This window comes from Catellatospora sp. KI3 (genome assembly GCF_029948125.1).
Lineage (GTDB): Bacteria > Actinomycetota > Actinomycetes > Mycobacteriales > Micromonosporaceae > Catellatospora.
Genome location: NZ_JASAMB010000002.1, coordinates 20,481 through 42,589 on the forward strand (window position 1 = coordinate 20,481; position 22,109 = coordinate 42,589).

20 protein-coding genes are annotated in these 22,109 nt (G+C 73.2%); 10 read left to right on the forward strand and 10 right to left on the reverse strand.

Going from position 1 to position 22,109, the window contains the following annotated elements:
* Positions 1–49: 49 nt before the first annotated feature.
* On the reverse strand, positions 50–1,048 hold the full coding sequence (locus tag QEZ54_RS03860; RefSeq protein ID WP_281303072.1) for a LacI family DNA-binding transcriptional regulator: 999 nt from the start codon (positions 1,046–1,048) through the stop codon (positions 50–52).
* Between the two features lie 12 nt (positions 1,049–1,060).
* Positions 1,061–1,822 carry a maleylpyruvate isomerase family mycothiol-dependent enzyme gene (locus QEZ54_RS03865; RefSeq protein ID WP_281303073.1) on the reverse strand — a complete coding sequence of 254 codons (762 nt, stop codon included), beginning with the start codon at positions 1,820–1,822 and terminating at the stop codon, positions 1,061–1,063.
* A gap of 126 nt (positions 1,823–1,948) precedes the next feature.
* On the opposite strand from QEZ54_RS03865, the gene QEZ54_RS03870 reads away from it, so the two are divergent.
* Genes QEZ54_RS03870 through QEZ54_RS03880 form a run of 3 tightly spaced genes read left to right on the forward strand, consistent with a single transcriptional unit; the run spans position 1,949 to position 3,335 of the window.
* The gene (locus QEZ54_RS03870; protein ID WP_281303074.1) at positions 1,949–3,004 is read left to right on the forward strand and encodes a UDP-N-acetylmuramate dehydrogenase; all 1,056 of its coding nucleotides are present in this window, start codon (positions 1,949–1,951) and stop codon (positions 3,002–3,004) included.
* A 36-nt stretch (positions 3,005–3,040) separates the two neighbouring features.
* Positions 3,041–3,214, forward strand: coding sequence for a hypothetical protein (locus tag QEZ54_RS03875; protein ID WP_281303075.1), 174 nt, complete (start codon positions 3,041–3,043; stop codon positions 3,212–3,214).
* Complete coding sequence (locus QEZ54_RS03880; protein ID WP_281303076.1) at positions 3,207–3,335, forward strand: hypothetical protein; 129 nt, start codon at positions 3,207–3,209, stop codon at positions 3,333–3,335. The genes QEZ54_RS03875 and QEZ54_RS03880 overlap by 8 nt, the downstream gene beginning before the upstream one ends.
* Positions 3,336–3,434: 99 nt before the next feature.
* On the opposite strand, the gene QEZ54_RS03885 is transcribed toward QEZ54_RS03880, so the two are convergent.
* Together QEZ54_RS03885 and QEZ54_RS03890 are read right to left on the reverse strand one after the other, a co-directional pair.
* Positions 3,435–4,214 (reverse strand): class I SAM-dependent methyltransferase, encoded by a 780-nt coding sequence (locus QEZ54_RS03885; protein WP_281303077.1) that lies wholly within the window; start codon positions 4,212–4,214, stop codon positions 3,435–3,437.
* Between the two features lie 92 nt (positions 4,215–4,306).
* Positions 4,307–5,047 carry an SDR family NAD(P)-dependent oxidoreductase gene (locus QEZ54_RS03890; RefSeq protein WP_281303078.1) on the reverse strand — a complete coding sequence of 247 codons (741 nt, stop codon included), beginning with the start codon at positions 5,045–5,047 and terminating at the stop codon, positions 4,307–4,309.
* Between the two features lie 126 nt (positions 5,048–5,173).
* Between QEZ54_RS03890 and mshA the strand changes: the two genes are divergently transcribed.
* Together mshA and QEZ54_RS03900 are read left to right on the forward strand one after the other, a co-directional pair.
* Complete coding sequence (mshA, locus tag QEZ54_RS03895) at positions 5,174–6,424, forward strand: D-inositol-3-phosphate glycosyltransferase (RefSeq protein WP_281303079.1); 1,251 nt, start codon at positions 5,174–5,176, stop codon at positions 6,422–6,424.
* Positions 6,425–6,428: 4 nt separating this feature from the next.
* Complete coding sequence (locus QEZ54_RS03900; protein WP_281303080.1) at positions 6,429–6,947, forward strand: YbjN domain-containing protein; 519 nt, start codon at positions 6,429–6,431, stop codon at positions 6,945–6,947.
* 304 nt (positions 6,948–7,251) lie between these two features.
* Here the strand turns inward: QEZ54_RS03900 and QEZ54_RS03905 are convergent, their stop codons facing one another.
* The 5 genes from QEZ54_RS03905 to QEZ54_RS03925 form a co-directional block, all read right to left on the reverse strand.
* A complete protein-coding gene (locus QEZ54_RS03905; RefSeq protein WP_281303081.1) occupies positions 7,252–7,764 on the reverse strand; it encodes an O-acetyl-ADP-ribose deacetylase in 513 nt (170 codons plus the stop codon).
* 73 nt (positions 7,765–7,837) lie between these two features.
* Positions 7,838–9,352: a hypothetical protein gene (locus tag QEZ54_RS03910; protein ID WP_281303082.1), complete on the reverse strand. Its 1,515-nt coding sequence runs from the start codon at positions 9,350–9,352 to the stop codon at positions 7,838–7,840.
* A gap of 23 nt (positions 9,353–9,375) precedes the next feature.
* Positions 9,376–10,974 carry a serine/threonine-protein kinase gene (locus tag QEZ54_RS03915; protein ID WP_281303083.1) on the reverse strand — a complete coding sequence of 533 codons (1,599 nt, stop codon included), beginning with the start codon at positions 10,972–10,974 and terminating at the stop codon, positions 9,376–9,378.
* A gap of 37 nt (positions 10,975–11,011) precedes the next feature.
* The gene (locus QEZ54_RS03920; protein ID WP_281303084.1) at positions 11,012–12,742 is read right to left on the reverse strand and encodes an FHA domain-containing protein; all 1,731 of its coding nucleotides are present in this window, start codon (positions 12,740–12,742) and stop codon (positions 11,012–11,014) included.
* A 263-nt stretch (positions 12,743–13,005) separates the two neighbouring features.
* The gene (locus QEZ54_RS03925; RefSeq protein WP_281303085.1) at positions 13,006–13,791 is read right to left on the reverse strand and encodes a hypothetical protein; all 786 of its coding nucleotides are present in this window, start codon (positions 13,789–13,791) and stop codon (positions 13,006–13,008) included.
* 173 nt (positions 13,792–13,964) lie between these two features.
* On the opposite strand from QEZ54_RS03925, the gene QEZ54_RS03930 reads away from it, so the two are divergent.
* The gene (locus tag QEZ54_RS03930) at positions 13,965–15,659 is read left to right on the forward strand and encodes a LuxR family transcriptional regulator (protein WP_281303086.1); all 1,695 of its coding nucleotides are present in this window, start codon (positions 13,965–13,967) and stop codon (positions 15,657–15,659) included.
* A gap of 518 nt (positions 15,660–16,177) precedes the next feature.
* On the opposite strand, the gene QEZ54_RS03935 is transcribed toward QEZ54_RS03930, so the two are convergent.
* Positions 16,178–16,924, reverse strand: a complete 747-nt coding sequence (locus tag QEZ54_RS03935; protein WP_348650509.1) for a phosphoglyceromutase — start codon at positions 16,922–16,924, stop codon at positions 16,178–16,180.
* Between the two features lie 159 nt (positions 16,925–17,083).
* Here QEZ54_RS03935 and QEZ54_RS03940 point away from each other — a divergent pair, with 159 nt between their 5' ends.
* The 4 genes from QEZ54_RS03940 (at position 17,084) to QEZ54_RS03955 (ending at position 22,063) form a co-directional block, all read left to right on the forward strand.
* A complete protein-coding gene (locus QEZ54_RS03940) occupies positions 17,084–18,337 on the forward strand; it encodes an MFS transporter (RefSeq protein WP_281303088.1) in 1,254 nt (417 codons plus the stop codon).
* Complete coding sequence (locus QEZ54_RS03945) at positions 18,318–19,565, forward strand: MFS transporter (protein ID WP_281303089.1); 1,248 nt, start codon at positions 18,318–18,320, stop codon at positions 19,563–19,565. Before QEZ54_RS03940 ends, QEZ54_RS03945 begins: the two co-directional genes overlap by 20 nt.
* Before the next feature lie 23 nt (positions 19,566–19,588).
* The gene (locus QEZ54_RS03950; RefSeq protein WP_281303090.1) at positions 19,589–20,971 is read left to right on the forward strand and encodes an MFS transporter; all 1,383 of its coding nucleotides are present in this window, start codon (positions 19,589–19,591) and stop codon (positions 20,969–20,971) included.
* Between the two features lie 189 nt (positions 20,972–21,160).
* A complete protein-coding gene (locus QEZ54_RS03955; protein ID WP_281303091.1) occupies positions 21,161–22,063 on the forward strand; it encodes a MurR/RpiR family transcriptional regulator in 903 nt (300 codons plus the stop codon).
* Positions 22,064–22,109: the final 46 nt, after the last annotated feature.

Below are 22,109 nucleotides of genomic sequence, written 5' to 3' on the forward strand. Positions count from 1 at the left end.
TGCGCGGAGGCGGAGGCGGAGGAGCGGAGGCGGAGGCGCGGAGACAGGGTCAGGCGGTGCCGCGGATGACGAGTTCGGTGGGGAGGATGACGCTGTCGGCGATGGTCTCGCCCGCGGCGAGGCGCAGCAGCTGACGGGCCATCTCCCGGCCCTGGCCGACGATCGGCTGGCGGACCGTGGTCAGCGGCGGCTCGGTGTACCGCGCCAGCGCGATGTCGTCGAACCCGATCACGGCCACGTCGTCGGGCACCCGCCGCCCCGCAGCCTGCAGCGCCTGCAGCGCCCCGTGCGCCATCAGGTCCGAGGCGACGAAGACCGCGTCGAGGTCCGGGTCGTCCTCCAGCAGCTGCCGCATCGCGACCGTGCCCGAGTCGCGGGTGAAGTCGCCGACCGCCACGATCGAGCGCCGGTCCGATCCGCGCAGCTCCTCGCGGTACCCGGTGAGCCGGTCGATGCCGGCGACCATGTCCTGCGGCCCGGCGATGGTGGCGATCCGGTTGCGGCCGGTCTCCAGCAGGTGCCGGACCGCCAGCCGGGCCCCGTTGACGTTGTCGACCTCGACGTACGGCACCCGCACCTGGCTCAGCGGGCGGCCGCCGCACAGCACCGGGATGCCCATCCGGGCCAGCTGGCCCGGCAGCGGGTCGGCGCCGTGCATCGACGCGATGAGCACGCCGTCGATGTGGCGGGCCATGGCGTAGCGCTCGATCCGGTCGTGGCTGGCGGCCGACCCGGCCACCATCAGTACCAGCTGCTTGTCGGCGGCGTCGAGCTCCTGGCTGACGCCGCGGATGATGCCGGGGAAGAACTGGTCGTCGGAGAAGACCCGGGACGGGCTCTCCGGCAGGACCAGCGCGTACGAGTCGGTGCGCTGGGTGACCAGGCTGCGGGCGGCCTGGTTCGGCACGTAGCCGAGTTCGTCGACGGCGCGCTGGACGGCGGCGCGGATCGACTCGGCGACGGTCGGCGAACCGTTCACCACGCGCGACACCGTCGCGCGGGACACCCCGGCCCGCTGGGCCACCTGTTCGAGGGTCGGTCTGGCCATGGCCGCCGCCGCTCAGCCGACTCGGAGCGCGGCCAGCAGCGACTCGTCGCCGCTGACGTCGAGGCTGTCGAAGCCGAGCCGCCCCCACAGCGCCAGCTGCAGGTCGCTGGCCGGGCCCGCGGCGACCACCCGGGTGTCGGGGCCCTCGGCGTCGAGCAGCGTGTCGGTGTCGAGCAGGGCGATGCCCTCGCCGCGCAGCCGGATGAACCACTCCTGGCGGTGCTCGTCGGTGGCGACGAGCTGGACCACGCCGTACCGGTCGGTGGGGCCGGTGCGGCGACCGGCCGGGAGGAGGCTGTCCAGCACCTCGGTGACGCCGTCGGCGGCCAGGCGGTCCTCGATCGGCTCGGCCAGGCCCTGCGCCATCTGGATGTCCCAGCGGTGCACGGCGGTCTCCTGCGCCATCCGGCGGTGCCAGAAGCCCGCGACCTTGGGCTGCGGCGCCCAGTTGTACGCCGGCATCTGCGGGTCGATCGCCTCCAGCAGCTCCAGCAGCGCCTTCAGCTCGTCGTCGAACCACGCCAGGGTGGCGTCGGCGCCCGGGAAGTCGTAGCGGCGCGAGCCCTTGTCGGGGGCGGTGGTGACGCCCCGCCCGGCGAAGCCGCGCACCCAGCGGTAGACGCCGCCCAGGTGGTGCACCAGGTCCAGCACGGTCCAGTCGGGGCAGGTGGGGACGATCGCGGTGAGGTCGGCCTCGGCCGCCACCGTACGGAATGCCGCCGCGTCCGTGCGCAGCGAGTCGAGCCAGAACTCCTTGGTGCCGTGCGCCCTCATGCCGCCGTCCTCATCCTGTCCGCTACCGCCGGGTCGAAGCGCACCGCACCAGGTCGCCGCAGACGTCGTGGGTGACGTTGGGCGCTCCCGCGACCTCGGCGTCCGTGGCCGCACTAGTGTGGTGACGTGTCTGACAATAGTCTCGCCCGCCACGCGCTCGCCGACCTGACCACCCTGGGGCTGGGCGGTCCGGCCGGAAGGCTGGTCACGGCCGGCAGTTCGGACGAGATCGTGGCGGCCGTACGCGAGGCGGGCCGCACCGGTGAGCCGGTGCTGCTGCTGGCCGGGGGCAGCAACGTGGTCGTCGGCGACGCCGGCTTCCCCGGGACGGTGGTGCTGATCCGCTCGTCCGGAGTGACCGTGACCGGCCGCGACGGCGACAACGTGTCGGTACGCATGGCCGCCGGGCACCCGTGGGACGACGCGGTCGCCCAGGCGGTCGCCGCGGGCTGGTCCGGCATCGAGGGGATGTCCGGCGTGCCGGGCGCCGCGGGCTCGACGCCGATCCAGAACGTCGGGGCGTACGGGCAGGATGTGTCGCAGACGATCGAGTCCGTCACCGTGTACGACCGTACTGAGGGCGAGATCCGGCAGTTCACGCCGGAGGAGTGCCGGTTCGAGTTCCGCAACAGCGTGTTCAAGTACACCGACCGCTGGGTGGTGCTGGACGTGGTGTTCCGGCTGCGCCAGGACGGCCTGTCCGGGCCGGTGGCGTACGCGGAGCTGGCCCGGGTGCTCGGGGTGGAGCTGGGCGAGCGGGCGCCGCTGGACAAGGTGCGCGAGGCGGTGCTGCAGCTGCGCCGCAGCAAGGGCATGGTGCTGGACCCGGCCGACCCCGATACGCGCTCGGTGGGGTCGTTCTTCGTCAACCCGATCCTGAGCGCGCACGCGTACGCCGCGCTGCGCGAACGCGCCGGTGACCTGGAGCCGCCGAACTGGCCCGGGGCCGACGGGGTGGTGAAGTTGAGCGCCGCGTGGCTGATCGAGCAGGCCGGGTTCGGCAAGGGGTACCGGCGCGGGCCGGTGGCGATCTCGTCGAAGCACGCGCTGGCGCTGACCCACCCGGGCGGTGGCCTGACCTCGGATCTGCTCGCGCTGGCGGCGGAGATCCGGGACGGGGTGCACGAGCGGTTCGGCGTGACGCTGCGGCCGGAGCCGGTGCTGGTGGGCTGCGAGTTCTGATGATCCCTATCGGGCGTGATGATCGTTACGTCCGATATGAGCCACATTGCGGAGCTCCCCGGGCTGGTGGACTACTACCAGCAGCTTGACGTCCCCATGAGTACGTCCATGTTCCTCGGCGCGGGCCTGATCCTGCTCGGGCTGGCCCTGCTCGTCGCCGCGATCGTGATGGGCTGGGGCGAACGCCGCCGCGAACCGTCCAATGACTGACCCGCTGGCGGTCGCGGTCGCGCCCGGCACGGACCTGGTGCCGCCCGCGAAGGCGCTCCTGCTGTTCGTGGTCTGCGCCGCCCTCGGCTGGTACCTCGCCGGCCGCCACCATTCCGACTGACCCGCGCCCCGGTCGTGAGCGGGAGGGCGCAGTTTCGGGGAAACTGCGCGAATCTTGGTCCGCTTTCGTGCAGTTTCCCCGAAACTGCGCTTCGCCCGCTCACTCCGCGCGGCCGGGCCAGGGGACGGTGAGTTCGCCGAGGCGCCAGCGGTGGTGGGTGTCGAGGATCGGCCAGCCGGTGTCGCGGAGTCGGGAGACCGTGTCGAGCCAGCGTTGGCGGGGGCCGAAGACGGCCAGTGGGGCGGCGTGGCGCCAGGCGTCGTCCAGGGCTCGGAGCAGGTCGTACACGGGTTCGCCGGGGACGTTGCGGTGGATCAGCGCCTTGGGCAGGCGCTCGGCGAACGTGGCCGGCGACTCCAGCGTGGACAGCTTGGCGGCGAGCGTGAGGGTGGTCGGGGTGGCCGAGCCGGCGGGCAGGGCGACCCAGGCGCCGAGGCGGCCGAGTTCGTCGCAGGTGCCCTCGATGAGCCAGCCGCCGGGGGCGAGGGCGGCGGTGACGGTGGTCCAGGCCGCGGGGACGGCGCTCTCGTCGTACTGGCGCAGGACGTTGAAGGCCCGGACCACGACGGGCCGCAGGCCGGCCAGCTCGAAGCCGCCCCGGGCGAAGGTCAGGCCCGGCGGGTCGGCCGCGGGCTGCGCCGCGGCGACCCGGGCGGGGTCGATCTCCAAGCCGACGATCCGGACATCCGGGCGTACGCGCGAGAGCCGCGCCCGCAGCTCCACCGCCGTGATCGGCGTCGCCCCGTAGCCCAGGTCCACCACCAGCGGCTCCGCCGCGTCGGCCAGCGCCCGCCCGCACCACCACGCGATCCACCGGTCAACCCGCCGCAACCGGTTCGGATTGGTCGTGCCCCGCGTGATCTCCCCTTGCGCCTTCACCGGCCCCGCCCCGCCTCGGTGATCACGGTGCCGGGGTGGGGACACACCGTCGAACACGTCCTTAAGTTCATGATCAACGCGAAAAAGGCGGGTCAGACCCGGTGGACCTTGTGTTGGGCGGCTTGGGCGAGGGGGCGGACGACCATGCGGTCGATGTTGATGTGGTGGGGGAGGGTGGCGGTCCAGGTGATGCAGGTGGCGATGTCGTCGGCGGTGAGGGGGTGTTCGACGCCCTGGTAGACGGCGGCGGCGCGGGTGGTGTCGCCGGAGAAGCGGTTGAGGGCGAACTCGTCGGTCTTGACCATGCCGGGGTCGATCTCGACGACGCGGACCGGCTCGCCGCACAGCTCCAGGCGGAGGGTCTCGACCAGGGCGGTCTGGGCGTGCTTGGCGGCCGCGTAGCCGCCGCCGCCCTCGTACACGATGAGGCCCGCGGTGGAGCTGACGGTGACGATGGTGCCCGCGCCGGAGGCGACCAGGGCGGGCAGCAGGGCCTTGGTGAGGCGCAGGGTGCCGAGCACGTTCACGTCGTACATCGCCTGCCAGTCGGCGACCTCGGCGGTCGCGACCGGGTCGGCGCCGATCGCCCCGCCCGCGTTGTTGACCAGCAGGTCCACCCGGTCGAGCGTCGCCGCGAACGCCGCCACCGCGGCGTCGTCGGTGACGTCGCAGGTCACCGGCGTACCGTTGATCTCCTTGGCCAGCGCCTCGACCCGCTCGGTGCGCCGGGCCAGCGCGTACACGTGGTGGCCGGCCTGGGCCAGGCTGCGGGCGGTGGCCGCCCCGATGCCGCTGGAGGCGCCGGACACGACCGCGATCTTCTGGTACGACATGAGCAGATCCTAAGCCGCGGCCGAACCGCCGCGACCGGCTGCGATCCACGTCACGCCGCGAACGGGAAGAGTCGGGCGCTCCCAGCTGTTGATCGCCTCGTGAGCTCTCGATCCCTCCCTCGGCGTATGGCGATGCTCTCGGTCCACACCTCGCCCCTGCACCAACCGGGCACCGGTGACGCGGGCGGCATGAACGTGTACATCGTCGAGGTGTCCAAACGCCTGGCCAGGCTCGGCGTCGAGATCGAGGTCTTCACCCGGACCACCGGGCGGGACCTGCCGCCGTGCGCCGAGCTGGCCCCCGGGGTGACCGTGCGCCATCTCAGCGCCGGCCCGTTCGAGGGCCTGGCCAAGGAGGACCTGCCCGCCCAGCTGTGCGCGTTCACGCACGGGGTGCTGGGCGTCGAGGCGGCCCGCCCGCCGGGCTGGTACGACCTGATCGCCTCGCACTACTGGCTGTCGGGCCAGGTCGGCTGGCTGGCCCGGGACCGCTGGGGCGTGCCGCTGGTGCACACCGCGCACACCCTCGCCAAGGTCAAGAACCTGCAGCTGGCGGCCGGGGACCGGGCCGAGCCGATGGGCCGGGTCGTCGGGGAGGAGCAGGTCGTCGAGCAGGCCGACCGGCTGATCGCCAACACTCCGACCGAGGCCCGCGAACTCATCGACCTGTACGGCGCCCCGCTGGAGCGCGTCGCCATCGTCGCCCCCGGCGTCGACCTGCAGCGCTTCCGCCCCGGCGCCCGCGCCGCCGCCCGCGCCCGCCTCGGCCTGCCCGAGCGCGGCCGGATCGTGGCCTTCGTCGGCCGCATCCAGCCGCTCAAGGCCCCCGACGTGCTGATCCGCGCGCTGGCCGAGGCCGACGCCACCGACGTGACCGCGCTGATCGTCGGCGGGCCCAGCGGCTCCGGCCTCGACCGGCCGACGGCGCTGATCGAACTCGCCGACACCCTCGGCGTACGCGATCGGGTCCGCTTCCTGCCGCCGCAGGCCGGGGACCGCCTCGCCGACGTGTACCGGGCCGCCGACGTGGTCGCCGTGCCCTCGCACAACGAGTCGTTCGGCCTCGTCGCCCTCGAAGCGCAGGCCTGCGGCACGCCCGTGGTCGCCGCCGCGGTCGGCGGCCTGGTCACCGCGGTCCGCGACGGCATCAGCGGCGTGCTCGTCGACGGCCACGACCCCGCCCGGTGGGGCCGGGTGCTGGACAAGCTGCTCGCCGAGCCCAAGCGGCTGGCCGAGCTGTCGGCCGGGGCGCTGCGGCACGCGCACGACTTCTCCTGGGACCGCACGGCCGAGCGGCTGCTCGGCGTCTATGGTGAGGCGATGATGGAGCACCGGGCCCGCCGCGAGCTGGAGCTCGCCGGCTGCGCGCGCTGGTAGTCGCGTGCCGACCGTCGCCGAGGCGCGCGCGCTGATCGAGCGGGCCTGCGCCGAACTGCCGCTGGACCACACCGGGCCCACGTCGTACGTGGTGACCCTGCCGGGCACGCACAAGCTGAAGACCAACGTGAACCTGATCGTCGGCGAGCAGGCGCTGCGGATCGAGGCGTTCGTGGTGCGCCAGCCGGACGAGAACCGCGAGGCGGTCTGGGCCTGGCTGCTGCGCCGCAACGCCAAGCTCTACGGGGTCGCGTTCACCATCGACGCGGTCGGCGACGTGTACCTGACCGGGCGCCTGCCCCTGGCCGCGCTGACCGAGGAAGAGCTCGACCGGCTGCTCGGCGCGGTGCTGTCCGCCGCCGACGACTCCTTCGACACCCTGCTGGAGCTGGGCTTCTCCACCGCCATCAAGCGCGAGTGGCAGTGGCGCGTCAGCCGCGGCGAGCCCACCGACAACCTCCGCGCCTTCCAGCACCTGTTCACCAGCGGCGAGACGACCCCGCCCGAGCCCGCCGCGAGTTGACTCCGCCGGAACGCGCCAGGCCGCCCGACACGGGATCGGGCTGCGTTCGCCCGGCGAGTGACCATAAGTAGCGATCTTGCGCGGGTTCCTCGCTGCATGATCACCGCCGGTGGTCGAAAACTCGGTTTCGGCCTTCCCTGTCGCCCGGAAACTGACCGCAGGACGCGATCTTGGAGGGCTCACCCGGCGATGATCGCTACCAGTGGTCAAAACAGCCGCGTTTAGTGGGCGTTCTGACCACTGACGCCGATCACGCAGCGGCCGCGAGCTGCGCCGACCATGCGGCGGTCGCGACTGGCCGCGATCACGCGGCGGCCGCGACCTGCTCGGCGAGGTGGTACGTCGCGGCGTCGTACAGCACCAGGTATGCCTGCTCGACGCCCGTCGACGCGGTGCGCAGCACCGACAGCGCCTGCCGGACCGCGTCGTCGACCGGCCAGCGGTAGATGCCCGATGAGATCAGCGGGAACGCGACCGTGCGCGCGCCCAGTTCACCGGCGATTCGCAGGGAGTTGCGGTAGCAGTCGCGCAGCAGCTCAGCGCGGTTCTCGGTGGGGCTGTAGACCGGCCCGACCGTGTGCACCACCCAGCGCGCGGGCAGCCGTCCGGCGGTGGTGGCGACGGCCTGACCGGTGCCCAGCCCGCGGCCGTACTTCGCGGCGCGCAGGGCGCGGCACTCGGCCAGGATCTCGGGACCGCCCTTGCGGTGGATGGCGCCGTCTACCCCGCCGCCGCCAAGCAGCGACGAGTTGGCGGCGTTGACGATGGCGTCCACCTGCTGGGCGGTGATGTCGCCCTGGACGAGAGTGATGATCATGATCGGCTTTCCGGATCAGGAAGTGCGGCTACACCGCACATCGTGACCCGGACAACCGACCAGGCGCAGCCGCTTAACGCTTGCAGCTGTAGGTGAACTCGGTCGCGCCCTCGACCACCTGCGCGCCGAGCACCCGCAGCGTGGCGCTGGCCTTCTTGGTCCCGACACCCTTGAATTCCCAGTACAGGTGGACGTCGATCTTGTTCTGACCGGAGCGGAACGTCTGCTCCAGCACGCCCGAGCTCTGCCCGTCCATCCGCACCCACTCGTACGTGACCTTGCCCGCGCTGCCGTCGGTGTGGATGGTGCCGACCAGGTCCACCTTCACGTCGCACTTGTCGTCGATCGGCTGCGCCAGCTTCACCGTGACGCTGGAGACCGCCAGCGGTTCGGCATGCTGCGACTGCCACCACTGCCAGCCGATGACCCCGAACGCCACCAGCAGCGCGACCAGGGCCAGCGCGCTCAGGAACGCGACGATCCGGTTCATCACCGACCGCCTGCGCCGGGGCGGGATGTTGGCGGCCGCGAGCTGCCAGGCCGGTGGCGCGGGCGGCACGCCCTGCCCGAAGCGCAGGTTGACGTCCGGCTGCGCCGACGCCGCCGGGCCGCCCGGCTCCTGGCTGGCAACGCGGCGCTGCTCCTCGGCGGCGCGATTGCCCAGGCGGGTCGCCCCGTCTGGCGGCACCGGCGCGGCTGCGGGCGGCGCGGACTGCTGCGGGGGTACGACCGCAGCCTGCGGCGGCACCCCGGCGGGCGCCTGCCGGGGCGGTACCGGAGCCGAGTGCGAACCGCCGATGAGCTGCACCGTCGCCTCGCTGCCGGGCGCCACCGGCGGCAGCGCCACCGGCGGGGCCTTCGTCACCACCGCGCCGGCCGCCGCGGCGGTCGCGTTCGCGGCCAGCGCCTTGATCGGCTCGCGGTCGCCGAACCCGGCCACCTTCGCCCCGCCCGTGGTCAGCACGGCCAGCCCGGCGGTAAGCCCGGCGCTGCCGCCGGTCGCCTCGGCCCGCTGCGCCGCCTGGCGCAGCAGCTGCGCCACGGCCGGGTCGGCGTTGCGCCCGGCCAGGTCGTTGAGCAGGCGGGCCCAGGCGGTCGCGTCGTGGCCCGGACCGGGGGTGTCCCCGGCGAGCGCGGGCGCGTAGCCGACCTCGGCGAGCAGGGCCGCCCCGGCGCCGCTGAGCACGATCGTGTTCGGCTGCAGGTCGCCGTGGGCGAGCTCGGCCTGGTGCAGTTTCAGCAGCGTCTGCGCGGTGTCCGTGGCGATGAGCAGCGCGGTGGCGGGCGGCATCGCGACGTTCGCGCCGAACACCTGCGCCAGCGTCGGCGTCGGCGACGCCGACGTGACCAGCCAGGTGTACCGGCCGTCGACGACCTGCTCGATCACGTTGAGCAGGCCGGGCAGGCGCAGCGCCGCCACCGCCTGCACCACCTGGCCCACCCGCTGGGCGGTCGCCTGATCGGCCAGGGCGCGCTCCTCTAGCCGCACCCCGCCGCGCACCTTGCCGTCCGCAGTGGACAGCAGGTGCCAGGTGCCGAGCCGTCCGGCCCGCCCCTGCCCCCGCACGGTGTACTTACCGCCGATCATGTCCGCCACCGCGGAGCCGCCTTTCAGCCGATGATGCAGCCCTGATTCGGGATGATGGGAGCAGGGTAAAGCTTGGTGGGAATTACCGGTCCGCCGTACTGGCTGCGGATGGACATCTCCAGGTATGTGTTGCACGGCAGGGTCATGCCGGACAGGTTCACGACGTGGTTGAAGGTCGTGCTCGTCTCCTCGGATACCACCGGCACGATGACCAGCTTCGGCGTGTACTGGGTCAGCTCCGTGCCGTCGGAGTTGGTCACGGCGAAGCGGAGCGTCAGCGTGTACTTACCGGGGTTCGCCAGTTTCACCAGGACGGCGGCGCGGACCTCCGTGCCGATCGCATCCTGGAAACACTGCTCCTTGTACCACCAGCACAGGCTGGGCCGGGCCAGGCTGTCCACTGGCGCGATCGGGATGGTCGGCGACGGCGAGGGGGACGGCTTGGGGCTGGGCTTCTTGCTCGGGCTCGGCGACGGCTCCGGCGACTCCGACGGGGAGGGCGACGGCTCCGCCGAGGGTGACGGGGACGGAGACGGCTCGCTCGACGGAGTCGGGGACGGCAGCGGCGAAGGGCTGGGCGAGGAGACCGCCGGGGCGGGCGGCTTCGGGTCGCCCATGAGCGCGACGCCGGCCGCGCCGCCCGCGCCGAGCACCAGCACGGTCACGCACGCGGTGAGCACCCAGAAGGCGCGTTTGGACATACCGAGGATGGTGGTGGCGACGGCGCTGGCGTCGGCCTGCATGCCCGCGAGGGGGAACAGCAGCGCCAGCAGCAGCGCGCGCCGGGCCAGCTTGCCGCGGCCGTCCTCCTCCCAGTCCGGGCCGTACCCGGCACCGGCCACCGCCTCCAGCTCGTGCAGGAACGTGTCCGCGTCGCGGGGGCGCTGGCGGGGATCCTTGGCCAGGCCCCGGCGCACCAGCCCGCGTACCGCCTCGGGGACGTCGTCGGTGGGCACCGGCGCCTGCTCGTGCTGGCGGCGCAGTCCGGCCAGGTCACCGGGTGCCCGAAACGGCGGCCGGCCGACCAGGCACTCGAAGAACGTGGCGGTGGCGGCGTAGATGTCGGTGGAGGGGCTCGCGGCGGCACCGGCCCACTGCTCCGGCGCCATGTACGACGGCGTGCCCGCCAGCGGCCCCTGCCGCCCGCTGCGCGCCGCGATGCCGAAGTCGGCCAGCTTGCTCTGGCCGTTGCCGTCGACCAGCACGTTCTCGGGCTTGTAGTCGCGGTGCACCACGCCGCGGGCGTGCGCGGCGGCCAGGCCCAGCAGCGAGCCCTTGAGCACCACCAGCGCGGCCTGCGGCTCGGTCGGCCCCTGCTCGCGCAGGATGGCGCGCAGCGCCACCCCTTCGACCAGCTCCATCACGATCGCGGCGCCGCCGGGCGACTCGACGTACTCGTACAGCCGGGCGACCTCCGGGGAGTCCACCTCGGACATGATCCGGGCCTCGGCCCGGAACGCGCGGATGAACTCCTCGTCGCCGCGCAGGTGCTCGGCCAGGTACTTGATGGCGACCTTCACCCCGGTCGCGTCGTGCTGCGCGAGCACGACCAGTCCCGAGGCCCCCCGGCCCAGCTCGCGCACCTCGGTGTACCCGGGCACGGTCCACATCGGCATGTTCATGCCGTCCCCCTCATACCTTCCGGAAAGCCTTGCCCGCTCATGCCGACGCCTCCGCTGGCGTCGCGCCGCGGCGGGACTTGATGAAGCCGACCAGCTTGCGCAGCAGCCGGTACCAGACCGGGAACATGATCAGGCCGATGAGCAGCACGATGACCACGACGTCGATGCCGGGCGGCAGGTACTCCTCGACCAGGCCGCCGAGGCGGTCTCGCCAGGCCAGGAAGCCCAGCAGCACGAACAGGCCGGTCCCGGCGACGGCGGCGAAGCCGTACGCGGCCATGCCGACCTGGCGCAGACCCGGCCTGCGCCCGGCCTTCAGGTCGGCCCAGATGCCCCTGGTGAAGTAGGCCGCCGCCTCCTCGCGCAGCCGCGGCAGGCGCAGCCCGTCCGCGAGCGCCTGGTACCCGTCCAGCGGCATCAGCGGATTGAGGTTGTACAGCGTGTTCAGGTAGAGGCCGAAGGCCAGCTGGTAGGCGACCCCGGCCACGTGCGGCTCGGGCAGCCAGGCGGCGGTCATCGCGCACATGCCGGCGATCGCCGCGGTCGACAGCGGCCCGGACAGGGTCACCACGATGCGCGACCAGCGGCTGCCGAACCACATGTCCGAGGTGTCCACGAACGCGAACGGCATGCCCATCATCAGCATGAACCCGCCCCGGGTCACGGTGCGGCCGTACGACTTCACCGCCAGCGCGTGCGCGGACTCGTGCACCACCAGCGCCAGCAGGTAGCCCAGGCCGACCGCGATCGCGCCGCCGACACCGGCACCCTGGAGGTCGAACAGGTTCTGGTCGGCGCTCGCCACCACGGTGGCGTACAGCCCGACCGCGATCACCGCCCAGAGCAGGGCCACGCCGGTACGGGTGAAGAAGCGCCAGCCGAAGGCCCGGTACAGCCGCCCGAAGAAGCCGTCCAGCCCCCTGATGGAGACCTCCATCCGCAGCAGCGCGTTCAGCACCGCGCGCCCGATCCGCTTCAGCAGCCGGGGCTTCTCGGGTTCCTGCTGCCCGTGCACCCCGCGCACCAGCTCCAGCGCGGCGAACGTGCGCAGGGTCCGCTCGATGCGGGGCAGGGCCAGCTCACCGAACTCCTGCGCGTACGCGAACAGCAGGTCGCGCACGGTGTTCTCGCCGTCGAGCTGGTGCCACAGGAACACGTCGCGCTCGTCGAGCTGCAGGTACTGCCCGGTGCGGGTGTTGCGCAGCACCCACTGCTGGTCCCCGCGCACGTCCGGCACCTGCTTGAGGGCCCAGCCGCTGCGCCGCTTCGGCCGCGCCGACAGCGGCCCGCCCGCGGTGGGTGCGAGCTCGGGCAGCATCGGCTGGCCGGACTGCGGCGGGAGCAGCATGCTGTGCTCGACCCCGGCCACCATGGTCTTGGAGCCGATCGCGGCGCTGCGCGGCTGGGCGAAGCGCACCGGCACGTCGCCGACGTACAGCTCGATCTCGTCGGTGAGCAGCATCGCGTTGCCGTGCATGGTGTGCCCGGCGACGGTGGTGCCGTTGAAGGAGTTCAGGTCCTCGATCTCGAAGCCGTGCGGGGTGCGGGTGACGCGGGCGTGCGCGCGCGAGACGCTGCCGTCGTCGAGCACCACGTCGTTGTCGGCGCCGCGGCCGATCGTGGTCACCGGCTTGACCAGCTCCACCGTGCGGGTCTGCCCGTCCGGGGTGCGCCAGCGCAGCTCAGGCGCGGCGAAAGCCTCCACTTTGGCGCCCTTGCGCAGCGTGCCGCAGTGCAGGCAGTAGGGGTAGTCCCGGCGCAGGTGCACGTGGCAGGCGTGGCACAACATCTTTCGGCCTCTCGGGGGCGACGAAGGTCGGCCCGCGCCCGGCAGTTCCGTGGAGGGGTGCTGCGCCGGACGGGCCACCCTCGTGGGGGCGTGCCAGATCATAAGCGGCCGAACGGGTGTACGGGGTCGGCTGACTGCTTTACGACCCTTCACCGATCAGCTGGTCCGGGCTGCTGAACTGCTGCCGGGCGACGGGGAGGCGACGGGGGACACACTCCCCGCCGCCCGGCAGGGTCTTCGGGTCAGGCCGCGGCCGTACCCTCGTCATCGGACTTCTTGCCGGCCCGGCCCGCGACCGCACCGGCGATGCCGCCGGCGACCACGCCCGCGGCCAGCCCGGCGCCGCCGATCAGCAGGCCGGTGGTGCCGATGCCGCCGTCGGCCTGCTCGGCCGCGACCGGCTGCACCGCGGCCGGGTCCGCGCCGGTCGCCTCGCCGGTCTGCAGCGGACCGACCTCGACGGCCGACTCCGGCTCCGGGTCGGGCAGCGGCGGCGGCGGGGGCGCGTCGGTGCTGTGCGAGGAGCCGTGCGAACCGTGGTCCGACCCGTGGTCGGAGCCGTGGCTCGACCCGTGGTCGCCGGAGTCGCCGTCGTCGTGCGTCAGCGGCGGTGGCAGCGGCTCGGGGTCGCCGCCGTCGGTCGGCGGGTCGAGCGGGTGGATGTCGATCGGGTGCAGGTCGATCGGGCCGATCGGGAACAGCGGGTGGATCGGCGGGTCCGGGTGTACCGGGTCGACGATGACGCCCGGGGGCAGGTGGATCACGTCGAGCCCCGGGTCCGGCGGTTCGAAGTGCGGGGTCTCCAGCAGGCCGGCCAGGCCGCCGGTGCCGATGCCCGACTTGGACAGGCGGGCGCCGAGCGCGGTGGGCCCGGCCCCGGCGGACGCGTCGGCCAGGCCGCGCAGCTGCTCGGTCTCGTCGGGCGTGAGGCCGTACTGTGCGGCGACGGCCTCCGGGTTGGCGCGGGCGTGCCGAGCGAACTCGGGGTCCACCGCCATCCGTGCGATCAGATCGCGGAACTGGGACATTGCTGACTCCTCGGCGGGTTCCGGACCCGGCGCACCGCGTGGGCGGCGGTCGTGTCCCGGGCGGGGGGTGGTGCGCTCAACGCTAGGTCCGGTAGGGGACTGCGCACATCGCGGCGAGTACGTAACTTTGCCGGGAGGGGCGCTGCGTACCGACCCGGAGAGGGGAGACGGCCGTGGACCACGAGCAGGCCGCGCGGCTGCTGGCCGAGCGCGTCGGGCGGCCCGTGCCGCCGCGCCTGGTCGAGCAGCTGCTGCGGCGTACCGACGCCGACCCGGCGCTGCTGTCGGCCGTGGCCGACCAGGTCGACCCGGACGGCGACGTGCTGCACCGCATCCCGCTGCGCTGGCCGCCCGAGCAGGTCGCGGCGGTACGGGCGGCGCTGGCGGCGCTCGGCCCGCACGGCCGCGCCGTGGCGGGCGCGGGCGCGGTCATCGGGCGCGAGTTCGACCTGGCCATCCTGGAGGGCGCCTGCCCCGACACCGACGTGCCGACCGGGCTGGAGGAGGCCGAGGAGGCCGGGCTGGTGCGGCCGCTGGCCGGGCAGGTCTTCGGCTTCGTCCGGGCCCTGGACCGCGAGGTCTGCTACGAGGCGCTGGGCACCCGGCAGCGGGCCGCGCTGCACGAGCGGGTCGCCGCGGCGCTGGTCCGGCTGGGGGCGCTGGGCGGCACGCGCGCGGCGACCGTACCGGAGCTGGCCCTGCACACCGCCGAGGCCGCCGCCCTGGGCGGCCCCGAGCGACTCGACGCCGCGGTGGCCGCCTCGGCCGCCGCCGGTGCGGCCGCCGCCGACGAGGGCGCGCACGACCTGGCCGCCGGCTACCTGGCCCAGGCCGCCCTGTTCGCCGGGCGGGCCGGCTGGGCGCCGGGGCAGTCCGGGCGGCTGCTGGCCGCCGGGGGCACGGCCCGGCTGCGCGCGGCGACCACGGCGGGCGCCCGCGAGGCGGGCCGCGCCTCGCTGCTCGGCGCGCTCCGCCTCGGCCTGCGCGCCGGTGACCCCGGCCTGGTCGGCGCGGCCGCCCTCGGCCTCGGCCCCCGCCCCAGCCTGGGTGCGCTGGCGGGCGACCGCGCCGCCCCCGCCGACCCGGCCCGCCTGGACGCCCTGCGCCAGGCCGCGAGCCTGCTCCCGCTCGCGGGCGCCCTTGCGCCCGAACTGCGCTCGACCGCCGCCCGCGTCGCCGCCCGCCTCGCCCTCGAGGAAAGGAAGGGACCCCTCTTATCGCTTTCCGAGGTGGAAGGGTCCCTTCCCAACGCGGGTGCGGTCGCGCTGGAGGTGGCGCGGGCGAGCGGGGACCCGCGCGCGGTGGCCGAGGCGCTGCTCGCCGCCGATCAAGACCTCGACCAGGTGGTACGGGAGGCGGCCGCGCTGCACGACCCCGAGCTGCTGTCCCGAGCGTACGACCGCGCCGCCGCGGCCGCCGTCGCCGCCGGGGAGCGCACCCGCGCCGCGCAGCTGCTCACCGAACTCGCCGCCCTGGGCCGGACGATCTCGCGTGACGTCCGCCCGCCCGCCTTCGTCCGCTGGTACGCCCTGCGCGCCACGGCCGAGCTGGCGGTGCTGCGCGGCACCCTCGACCAGGCGGCAGCCGCGGCCGCGCTGAGCGCCGGCGTGGCGGTCGACCCTGGCGCGGCCGAGGCCGCCGACGCGGCACTGCGCGAGTACGGCGGGCGCCGGGGCGGGCCGGACGGGCTGACCGCGCGGGAGCGGGAGGTGCTGGCCTGGGCACTGCGCGGGACGCCCGCCCGGGAGATCGCCGAGGCGCTGTACCTGGGCGAGCGGACGGTCGAGACGCACCTGGCGAGCATCTACCGCAAGCTCGGCGTACGGACCCGGATCGAGTTGATCAAGAAGTTGGGTGACGGTAGCTAAGCGTAGAGAACGCAGTTACAAAATGTTACGAATGAGATTCGCAAATGGGTGGACGCTGCTCTGAACAGGCGCGTAGCGTCTTGGACAAGCGCAACGCTCGATGAAACACCCGGGGGATGGCCCAGCTGATCGATTTTCGGCTGTGGCGCCGAGCGAAGCGCCGGGGGATGGGTGGCACCACGCCGTTGGGGGACGGCCGCCACCTGAGACCGGTCGGCCGGCCGGCGACGCTAACGGGGGTGAGCGTCGCATGGGCCGGCCGCCGGCATGTCCGGGATCGGGCGGTCGGGTGCGTGCAGTTTCCGGGAAACTGCACGAGAGCGGCCCAAGATTCCTGCCCTTTCCCCGAACCTGCATGATCACCGGTGGCGTCGGCGACGTTTACATAAACGCTGGCCTATCTCGTCGAATCCGCGTAGATCGAACTCGACTGGATGGGCCAGCGTTTATGTAAGGCGGGAGCCGCGCCGCGCGTCGGGCGAGCTGCCCGCGGCACGGGCTCCGGGCGGGAAGCCGGGTCAGCGGCCCTGGTTGGCGACCGCGGCGGCGGCCTCGGCGGCGGCCGCCGGGTCGAGGTAGGTGCCGCCGGGGGTGCTCGGGCGCAGGTTCTCGTCCAGGTCGTAGCGCAGCGGGATGCCGGTCGGGATGTTGAGCGCGGCGATCGCCTCGTCGGAGATCCCGTCCAGGTGCTTGACCAGCGCGCGCAGCGAGTTGCCGTGCGCGGTGACCAGGACGGTCTTGCCGTCGCGCAGGTCGGGGATGATCGCGTCGTACCAGTACGGCAGCATCCGCGCGACCACGTCCTTGAGGCACTCGGTGCGCGGCTTCAGCTCGTCCGGCAGGCCCGCGTAGCGCGCGTCGGCGAACTGCGAGAACTCGTCGTCGTCGGCGATCGGCGGCGGCGGGGTGTCGTACGACCGGCGCCAGAGCATGAACTGCTCCTCGCCGTACGCCTCGAGGGTCTGCTTCTTGTCCTTGCCCTGCAGCGCGCCGTAGTGGCGCTCGTTGAGCCGCCAGCTGCGCGACACGGGGATCCAGTGCCGGTCCGCCGTGTGCAGGGCGATCTCGGCGGTGCGGATCGCGCGGCGCAGCACGCTGGTGTGCACCACGTCGGGCAGCAGGCCGTGCTCCTTGAGCAGTTCGCCGCCGCGGCGCGCCTCCGCCTCACCCTGGGCGTTGAGGTCGACGTCGACCCAACCGGTGAAGAGGTTCTTGGCGTTCCATTCGCTGTAGCCATGCCGCAGCAGCACCAGTGTTCCAACCATGCCTGCCATCCTCCCCGATCCGGGTCGAGCGCGTGTGAGCAGGCCCCACCAGGCGCAGTGGCGACCGTCACGCGAAAAGGCGAGTGACTCGGGTCGGTGACCGCCTTTAGGTTGTAAGGCGCTGAGGGCCATTTCGAGCATTACAGGGGAGCGGCGGACGTGCGGGGCTGGCTGCAACAGACGGCGGGCGGACTACCCAAGACTTTCTGGTACCTGTGGAGCGGCACCCTGATCAACCGGACGGGTGCCTTCGTCATGCTCTACCTAGAGATCCACATGGTGTACGACTACGGCTTCACCGCCTCCTTCGCCGGCCTGGTGCTCGGCCTGTTCGGCGGCGGCATGGCGCTCGGCTCGCTGGCCGGGGGCGTGCTCGCCGACCGCTGGGGCCGCCGCTCGACGCTGCTGCTGTCCAACATCGCCCTGGCCGTCACCGCGATCGGCCTGGGCCTGTCCTTCCAGCCCGTGGTCGTGGCCGCCCTGGCCACCGTGTACGGCTTCTGGAACGGGCTGGGCCGGCCCGCCTTCTCCGCGACGATGGTCGACGTGCTGGGCCCGAGCCTGCGCATGCGCGGCATGAACCTGAACTACTGGGCCATCAACCTGGGCTTCTCCGCCGCCGCGATGCTCGCCGGGGTGCTCGCGCACGCCCCGCACCTGACCGTCTTCGTGCTCAACGCCGCCAGCCAGCTGGTGATGGCCGCCATCGTCTTCCTCCGCGTACCGGAGACCACGCCGGTCACCGCCGTCACGGGGCGGCCCAGGGCGGAGGGCAGCATCGGGCTGGTGCTGCGCGACCGGGTGTTCATGACGTTCGTGCTGCTCAACCTCGGTCTGTGGATCATCATCGAGGCCTGCAAGCTGATCCCGATCGCGATGCACCAGCGCGGGATGGACGCCACCGACTACGGCACCGTCATCGCCGTCAACGGCATCATGATCGTGGTGGGGCAGCTGTTCGTGCCGCGCCTGCTGGCCGGGCGCAGCCGCAGCCGGGTGCTCAGCGCCGCCGCGCTGCTGGTCGGCCTGGGCATGGGCGCGGTGGCGGTCGCCGGTACGGTGCCGCTGCTGATGCTGACCGTGGTCGTGTGGACCGCGGGCGAGATGATCAACGCGCCGGTGAACGGGACGTACATCGCGGACCTGTCCCGGCCGACGATGCGCGGGCGGTACCAGGGCGTGGCCTCGATGGGCTTCACCGCCGCCAACTTCGTGGCGCCGATCATCGGCGGCGCGCTGCTCGACCATGCCCCGCCCGCGACGCTCTGGCTGGTGCTGGCGGCGCTCGGCGTGGTGGTCGCGATCGGCCAGGCGGTGAGCGGTCCGGCGCGCGAGCGCCGGGTGCAGGCACTGCAGGCCGCGCAGATCCGACCGGCTGAGGGGGTGCGTGCGGATGCGGCCCTGGCTGCGTGAGCGAGCGGGGATCCGCGGTTGGCTCAGTGAGACCGCGGGTGGACTGCCTGCGACCTACTGGTACCTGTGGACCGGGACGCTGATCAACCGGGCGGGCGGGTTCGTGGTGGTCTACCTGACCATCTACCTGACCACGGTGCAGCACTTCAGCTCGACCGAGGCGGGCCTGGTGCTCGGGCTGTGGGCGGCGGGAGGCGCGGTCGGCACGATGATCGGCGGTATCGCGGCGGACCGGATCGGGCGGCGCCCGAGCCTGCTCGCGGCGCACCTGGGTGCGTGCGGGCTGCTGGTGTCGCTGGCGTTCGCCCAGGGGCTGGCGGCCATCGCCGTCCTGACCTTCCTGTTCGGGCTGGTCGCCGAGTCGGCGCGGCCCGCGTTCCAGGCGATGATGATCGACGTGGTGCCCGAGCGGGACCGGCTGCGGGCGTTCACGCTGACGTACTGGGCGGTCAACGTCGGGTTCGCGGTCGCGGCCACCGTGGCCGGGTTGGTCGCCAAGGCCGACCCCAAGCTGATCTTCATGGTGGACGCGGCGACCACACTCGTGCCGTTCCTGCTGATCCTGTTCAAGATCCGCGAGCCGCGACGGATCCGTCCGGCCGCGGTCGCCGACGTGCCGGTCGGGCCCGAGCCCGGCCTGAGCGCGGTCCTGCGCGACCGGGTCTTCATCGGGTTCGTGCTGCTCAACGTGCTGGTCGCGTTCGTGTTCATGCAGCACCTGTCCACGCTGCCGATCGCGATGACCCGCGACGGCATCCCGCCGCAGCAGTACGGCCTGGTCATCGCCCTCAACGGCGTCCTGATCGTGGCCGGGCAGCTGTTCATCCCCAGGCTGATCAAGGAGTACGACCGCTCGAAGGTGCTCGCCGTCGCCTCCCTCATCATCGGCCTCGGCTTCGGCCTGACCGCGTTCGCGGACTCGGCCGGGTTCTACGCCGTGACCGTGCTCATCTGGACCGTCGGCGAGATGCTGAACTCCCCGTCCAACTCGACCCTGATCGCGGCCCTGTCCCCGGCGGCGATGCGCGGGCGGTACCAGGGCATGATGTCGCTGTCCTGGTCGGTGGCGGGTTTCGCCGCCCCGGTGCTCGGCGGCTGGGTGCAGCAGCACCTCGGCGACGAGGTGCTGTGGCTGGGCTGCGCGCTGGTCGCCGCGGTCGCCGCCGGGGCGCAGCTGTGGGCCGGGCCGGCCCGGGAACGGCGGGCCGCCGCGCTGCGGGCGATGTGAGCCTCTGATCTTGTGAGGGCCTGATGACTTTCCTGCGCCAGACCGTGGGCGGGCTGCCGCGCATCTTCTGGATGCTGTTCACGGTGATGCTGGTCAACCGGCTCGGCGCGTTCGGCCTGCTGCTGCTGCCGACCTACCTGACCAGCGCCCGGGGCACCACCCTGGCCGTCGCGGGCCTGGTCACCGGCGTCTACGGCGCCGGCGGCGCGATCGGCACCCTGCTCGGCGGGGTGCTGGCCGACCGCTGGGGCCGCAAACCGACGTACCTGGCCGGGCTCAGCACCGCCTCGGTGCTGATGCTGGCGATGGGCCTGGCCCGCCCGGTATGGCTGATCGCGGTGCTCGCGGGCGGCATCGGCCTGGCCCACTCGCTACCGGGCCCGGCCACCGTCGCCGCGATCGTGGACGTGCTGCCCGAGGCGGACCGCTCCCGCGCGTTCAACCTGCAGTTCTGGGCGTTCAACATGGGCGGCGCGGTCGCGGCGTCGCTGGCCGGGCTGATCGCCGAGGCCAGCTTCCTCGCCCTGTTCTTCATCGACGGCGCCATGACCGCCGCCACCGCCCTCGCCGTCTGGCGCCTGATCCCGGAGACCCTGCGCCGCCCCGCCACCGCGCCGACCTCGGCCGCTGCCGCGCCGGGCGCCGATGATCGCGGTTTCGTGCCCTCCGACGCGGTGGCGACCGAGCTCCTGACCGCAGACGGCGATCTTCGGGGTGAGGGGGAGCGGGCGGCCGCGCAGGCGGCGACCGTCGTCGAGCCGGGCCGGCGGGCGGGGCTCGGGACCGTGCTGCGGGACCGGGTGTTCCTGACCTTCGTGGGGCTGACGTTCGTGCTGGCGCTGCTGACGGTGCAGGGGCAGTCGATCCTGCAGCTGGCGATGGAGGGCGACGGGCTGCGGCCGACGGCGTACGGGGCGGTGGTGTCGCTGGGCGGGGCCATGATCGTGGTCGGGCAGCTGTTCGTGCCCCGGCTGATCCGGGGCGCCCGGCACGCGACCGTGCTGGCGGGGGCGTTCGCGCTGCTGGCGCTCGGCTACTCGGCGGTGGCGCTGGCCGGGCCGCTGTGGACGTACCTGGCGGCGGCGTCGGTGTGGACGGTCGGGCAGATGCTGGCCGCCCCGCCCAACGCCTCGATCATCGCCGAGCTGGCCCCGGCGGGGCTGCGCGGCCGGTACCAGGGCGTGTTCTTCCTGGTCTTCCCGGCGGCGGGTTTCGTCGCGCCGACCGTGGGCGGCTGGAGCCTGCAGCAGCTCGGCGCGTGGCACTGGGTCGGGTGCGGACTGCTGGGAATGCTTGCGGCGGGCGGACATCTGGTCGCGGCGCGGGCGCGCGAACGGCGTACCGACCAGATCAGAGTGATCGAATCGGCCGCGACTTCGGCCGTTCCGGAGCCCGCCGCAGCCTGACCGTGATCCGGCGCTAATAACACCGCAACATGCCCTCCACCGAACGGTGGAGGGCATGTTCGTCTATTCGGATGAGCTCGCAAAGTAACGGTTTGAAAACCCCCCACGTGACTGTTGACACAGCGGCAAATTAAGTAAGAATTCTTTCCACATACAGTTAACACTCCTTCCTAAAAGAGGTTGACGATCGTGGAACGAGGCGGGCACTCGGCGGCAGGCACCGACAGCGTGCTCGCCCGGCTGCGCGCCAAGCTTCCCGAGTTCAGCGGGGCCCTGCGCCGCGTGGCCGAACAGGTGCTCACCGATCCGGCCGGCGCGTCCCGCGCGACCATCGTCGAGCTGGCGGAGCGTTCGCATACATCGCCGGCGACGATTACCCGGTTCTGCCGGGCCGTCGGCTTCGAGGGGTACGCCGATCTGCGGCTGGCCATCGCGGGCGAGACCGGCCGCGCCGCCCGCTCCGCCGGGTGGGCCGTGGACATCGGCCGGGCCATCCAGCCGGGCGACCCGCTGGAGCGGGTGCTCGGCCAGATCATGGCCGCCGACACCCAGGCCATGCAGGACACCGCCGCCATGACCGACCTGGCCGAGGTCGAGCGGGCCGCCGACGCGATCGCCGCCGCCGAGCGGGTCGACATCTACGGCGCCTCCGGCTCGGCCCTGGTCGGTGCCGAGATGCAGTTCTCGCTGCACCGCATCGGGATCGCCGCCTGGTCCTGGCCGGACGTGCACAACGGTCTGGCCAGCGCCGCCCTGCTGCGCAACGGCGACGTGGCGCTGGGCATCTCGCACTCGGGCCAGACCCGCGAGACGATCGAGATGATCGCCGAGGCGGGCAGCCGGGGGGCGACCACCGTCGCGCTGACCAGCTTCCCCCGCTCGCCGCTGGCCGACGTCGCCGACATCGTGCTGACCACGGCCACCCAGGCCACCACGTTCCGGCCCGACTCGCTGTCGGCCCGCCACCCCCAGCTGGTGGTGCTGGACCTGCTGTACATCGCGGTCGCGCAGCGTACGCACGAGCGCGCGCACGCGGCCTTCCAGCGCACCGCCCAGGCCGTCGCCGGCCACCGCCTGCGGGAGGTGGTGTGACGTGCTGACCGCACTCGCACCGCGCGCCGCGCGTCCGGCCCCGGCC

Excerpts from the sequence above, each read along its gene's own strand:
- QEZ54_RS03860 (WP_281303072.1), bottom strand. The coding sequence starts at position 1,048 with ATGGCCAGACCGACCCTCGAACAGGTGGCCCAGCGGGCCGGGGTGTCC.
- QEZ54_RS03865 (WP_281303073.1), bottom strand. The coding sequence starts at position 1,822 with ATGAGGGCGCACGGCACCAAGGAGTTCTGGCTCGACTCGCTGCGCACG.
- QEZ54_RS03875 (WP_281303075.1), top strand. The coding sequence starts at position 3,041 with ATGAGCCACATTGCGGAGCTCCCCGGGCTGGTGGACTACTACCAGCAG.
- QEZ54_RS03880 (WP_281303076.1), top strand. The coding sequence starts at position 3,207 with ATGACTGACCCGCTGGCGGTCGCGGTCGCGCCCGGCACGGACCTGGTG.
- QEZ54_RS03890 (WP_281303078.1), bottom strand. The coding sequence starts at position 5,047 with ATGTCGTACCAGAAGATCGCGGTCGTGTCCGGCGCCTCCAGCGGCATC.
- mshA (WP_281303079.1), top strand. The coding sequence starts at position 5,174 with ATGGCGATGCTCTCGGTCCACACCTCGCCCCTGCACCAACCGGGCACC.
- QEZ54_RS03905 (WP_281303081.1), bottom strand. The coding sequence starts at position 7,764 with ATGATCATCACTCTCGTCCAGGGCGACATCACCGCCCAGCAGGTGGAC.
- QEZ54_RS03910 (WP_281303082.1), bottom strand. The coding sequence starts at position 9,352 with ATGATCGGCGGTAAGTACACCGTGCGGGGGCAGGGGCGGGCCGGACGG.
- QEZ54_RS03915 (WP_281303083.1), bottom strand. The coding sequence starts at position 10,974 with ATGAACATGCCGATGTGGACCGTGCCCGGGTACACCGAGGTGCGCGAG.
- QEZ54_RS03925 (WP_281303085.1), bottom strand. The coding sequence starts at position 13,791 with ATGTCCCAGTTCCGCGATCTGATCGCACGGATGGCGGTGGACCCCGAG.
- QEZ54_RS03935 (WP_348650509.1), bottom strand. The coding sequence starts at position 16,924 with ATGGTTGGAACACTGGTGCTGCTGCGGCATGGCTACAGCGAATGGAAC.
- QEZ54_RS03945 (WP_281303089.1), top strand. The coding sequence starts at position 18,318 with ATGCGGCCCTGGCTGCGTGAGCGAGCGGGGATCCGCGGTTGGCTCAGT.
- QEZ54_RS03950 (WP_281303090.1), top strand. The coding sequence starts at position 19,589 with ATGACTTTCCTGCGCCAGACCGTGGGCGGGCTGCCGCGCATCTTCTGG.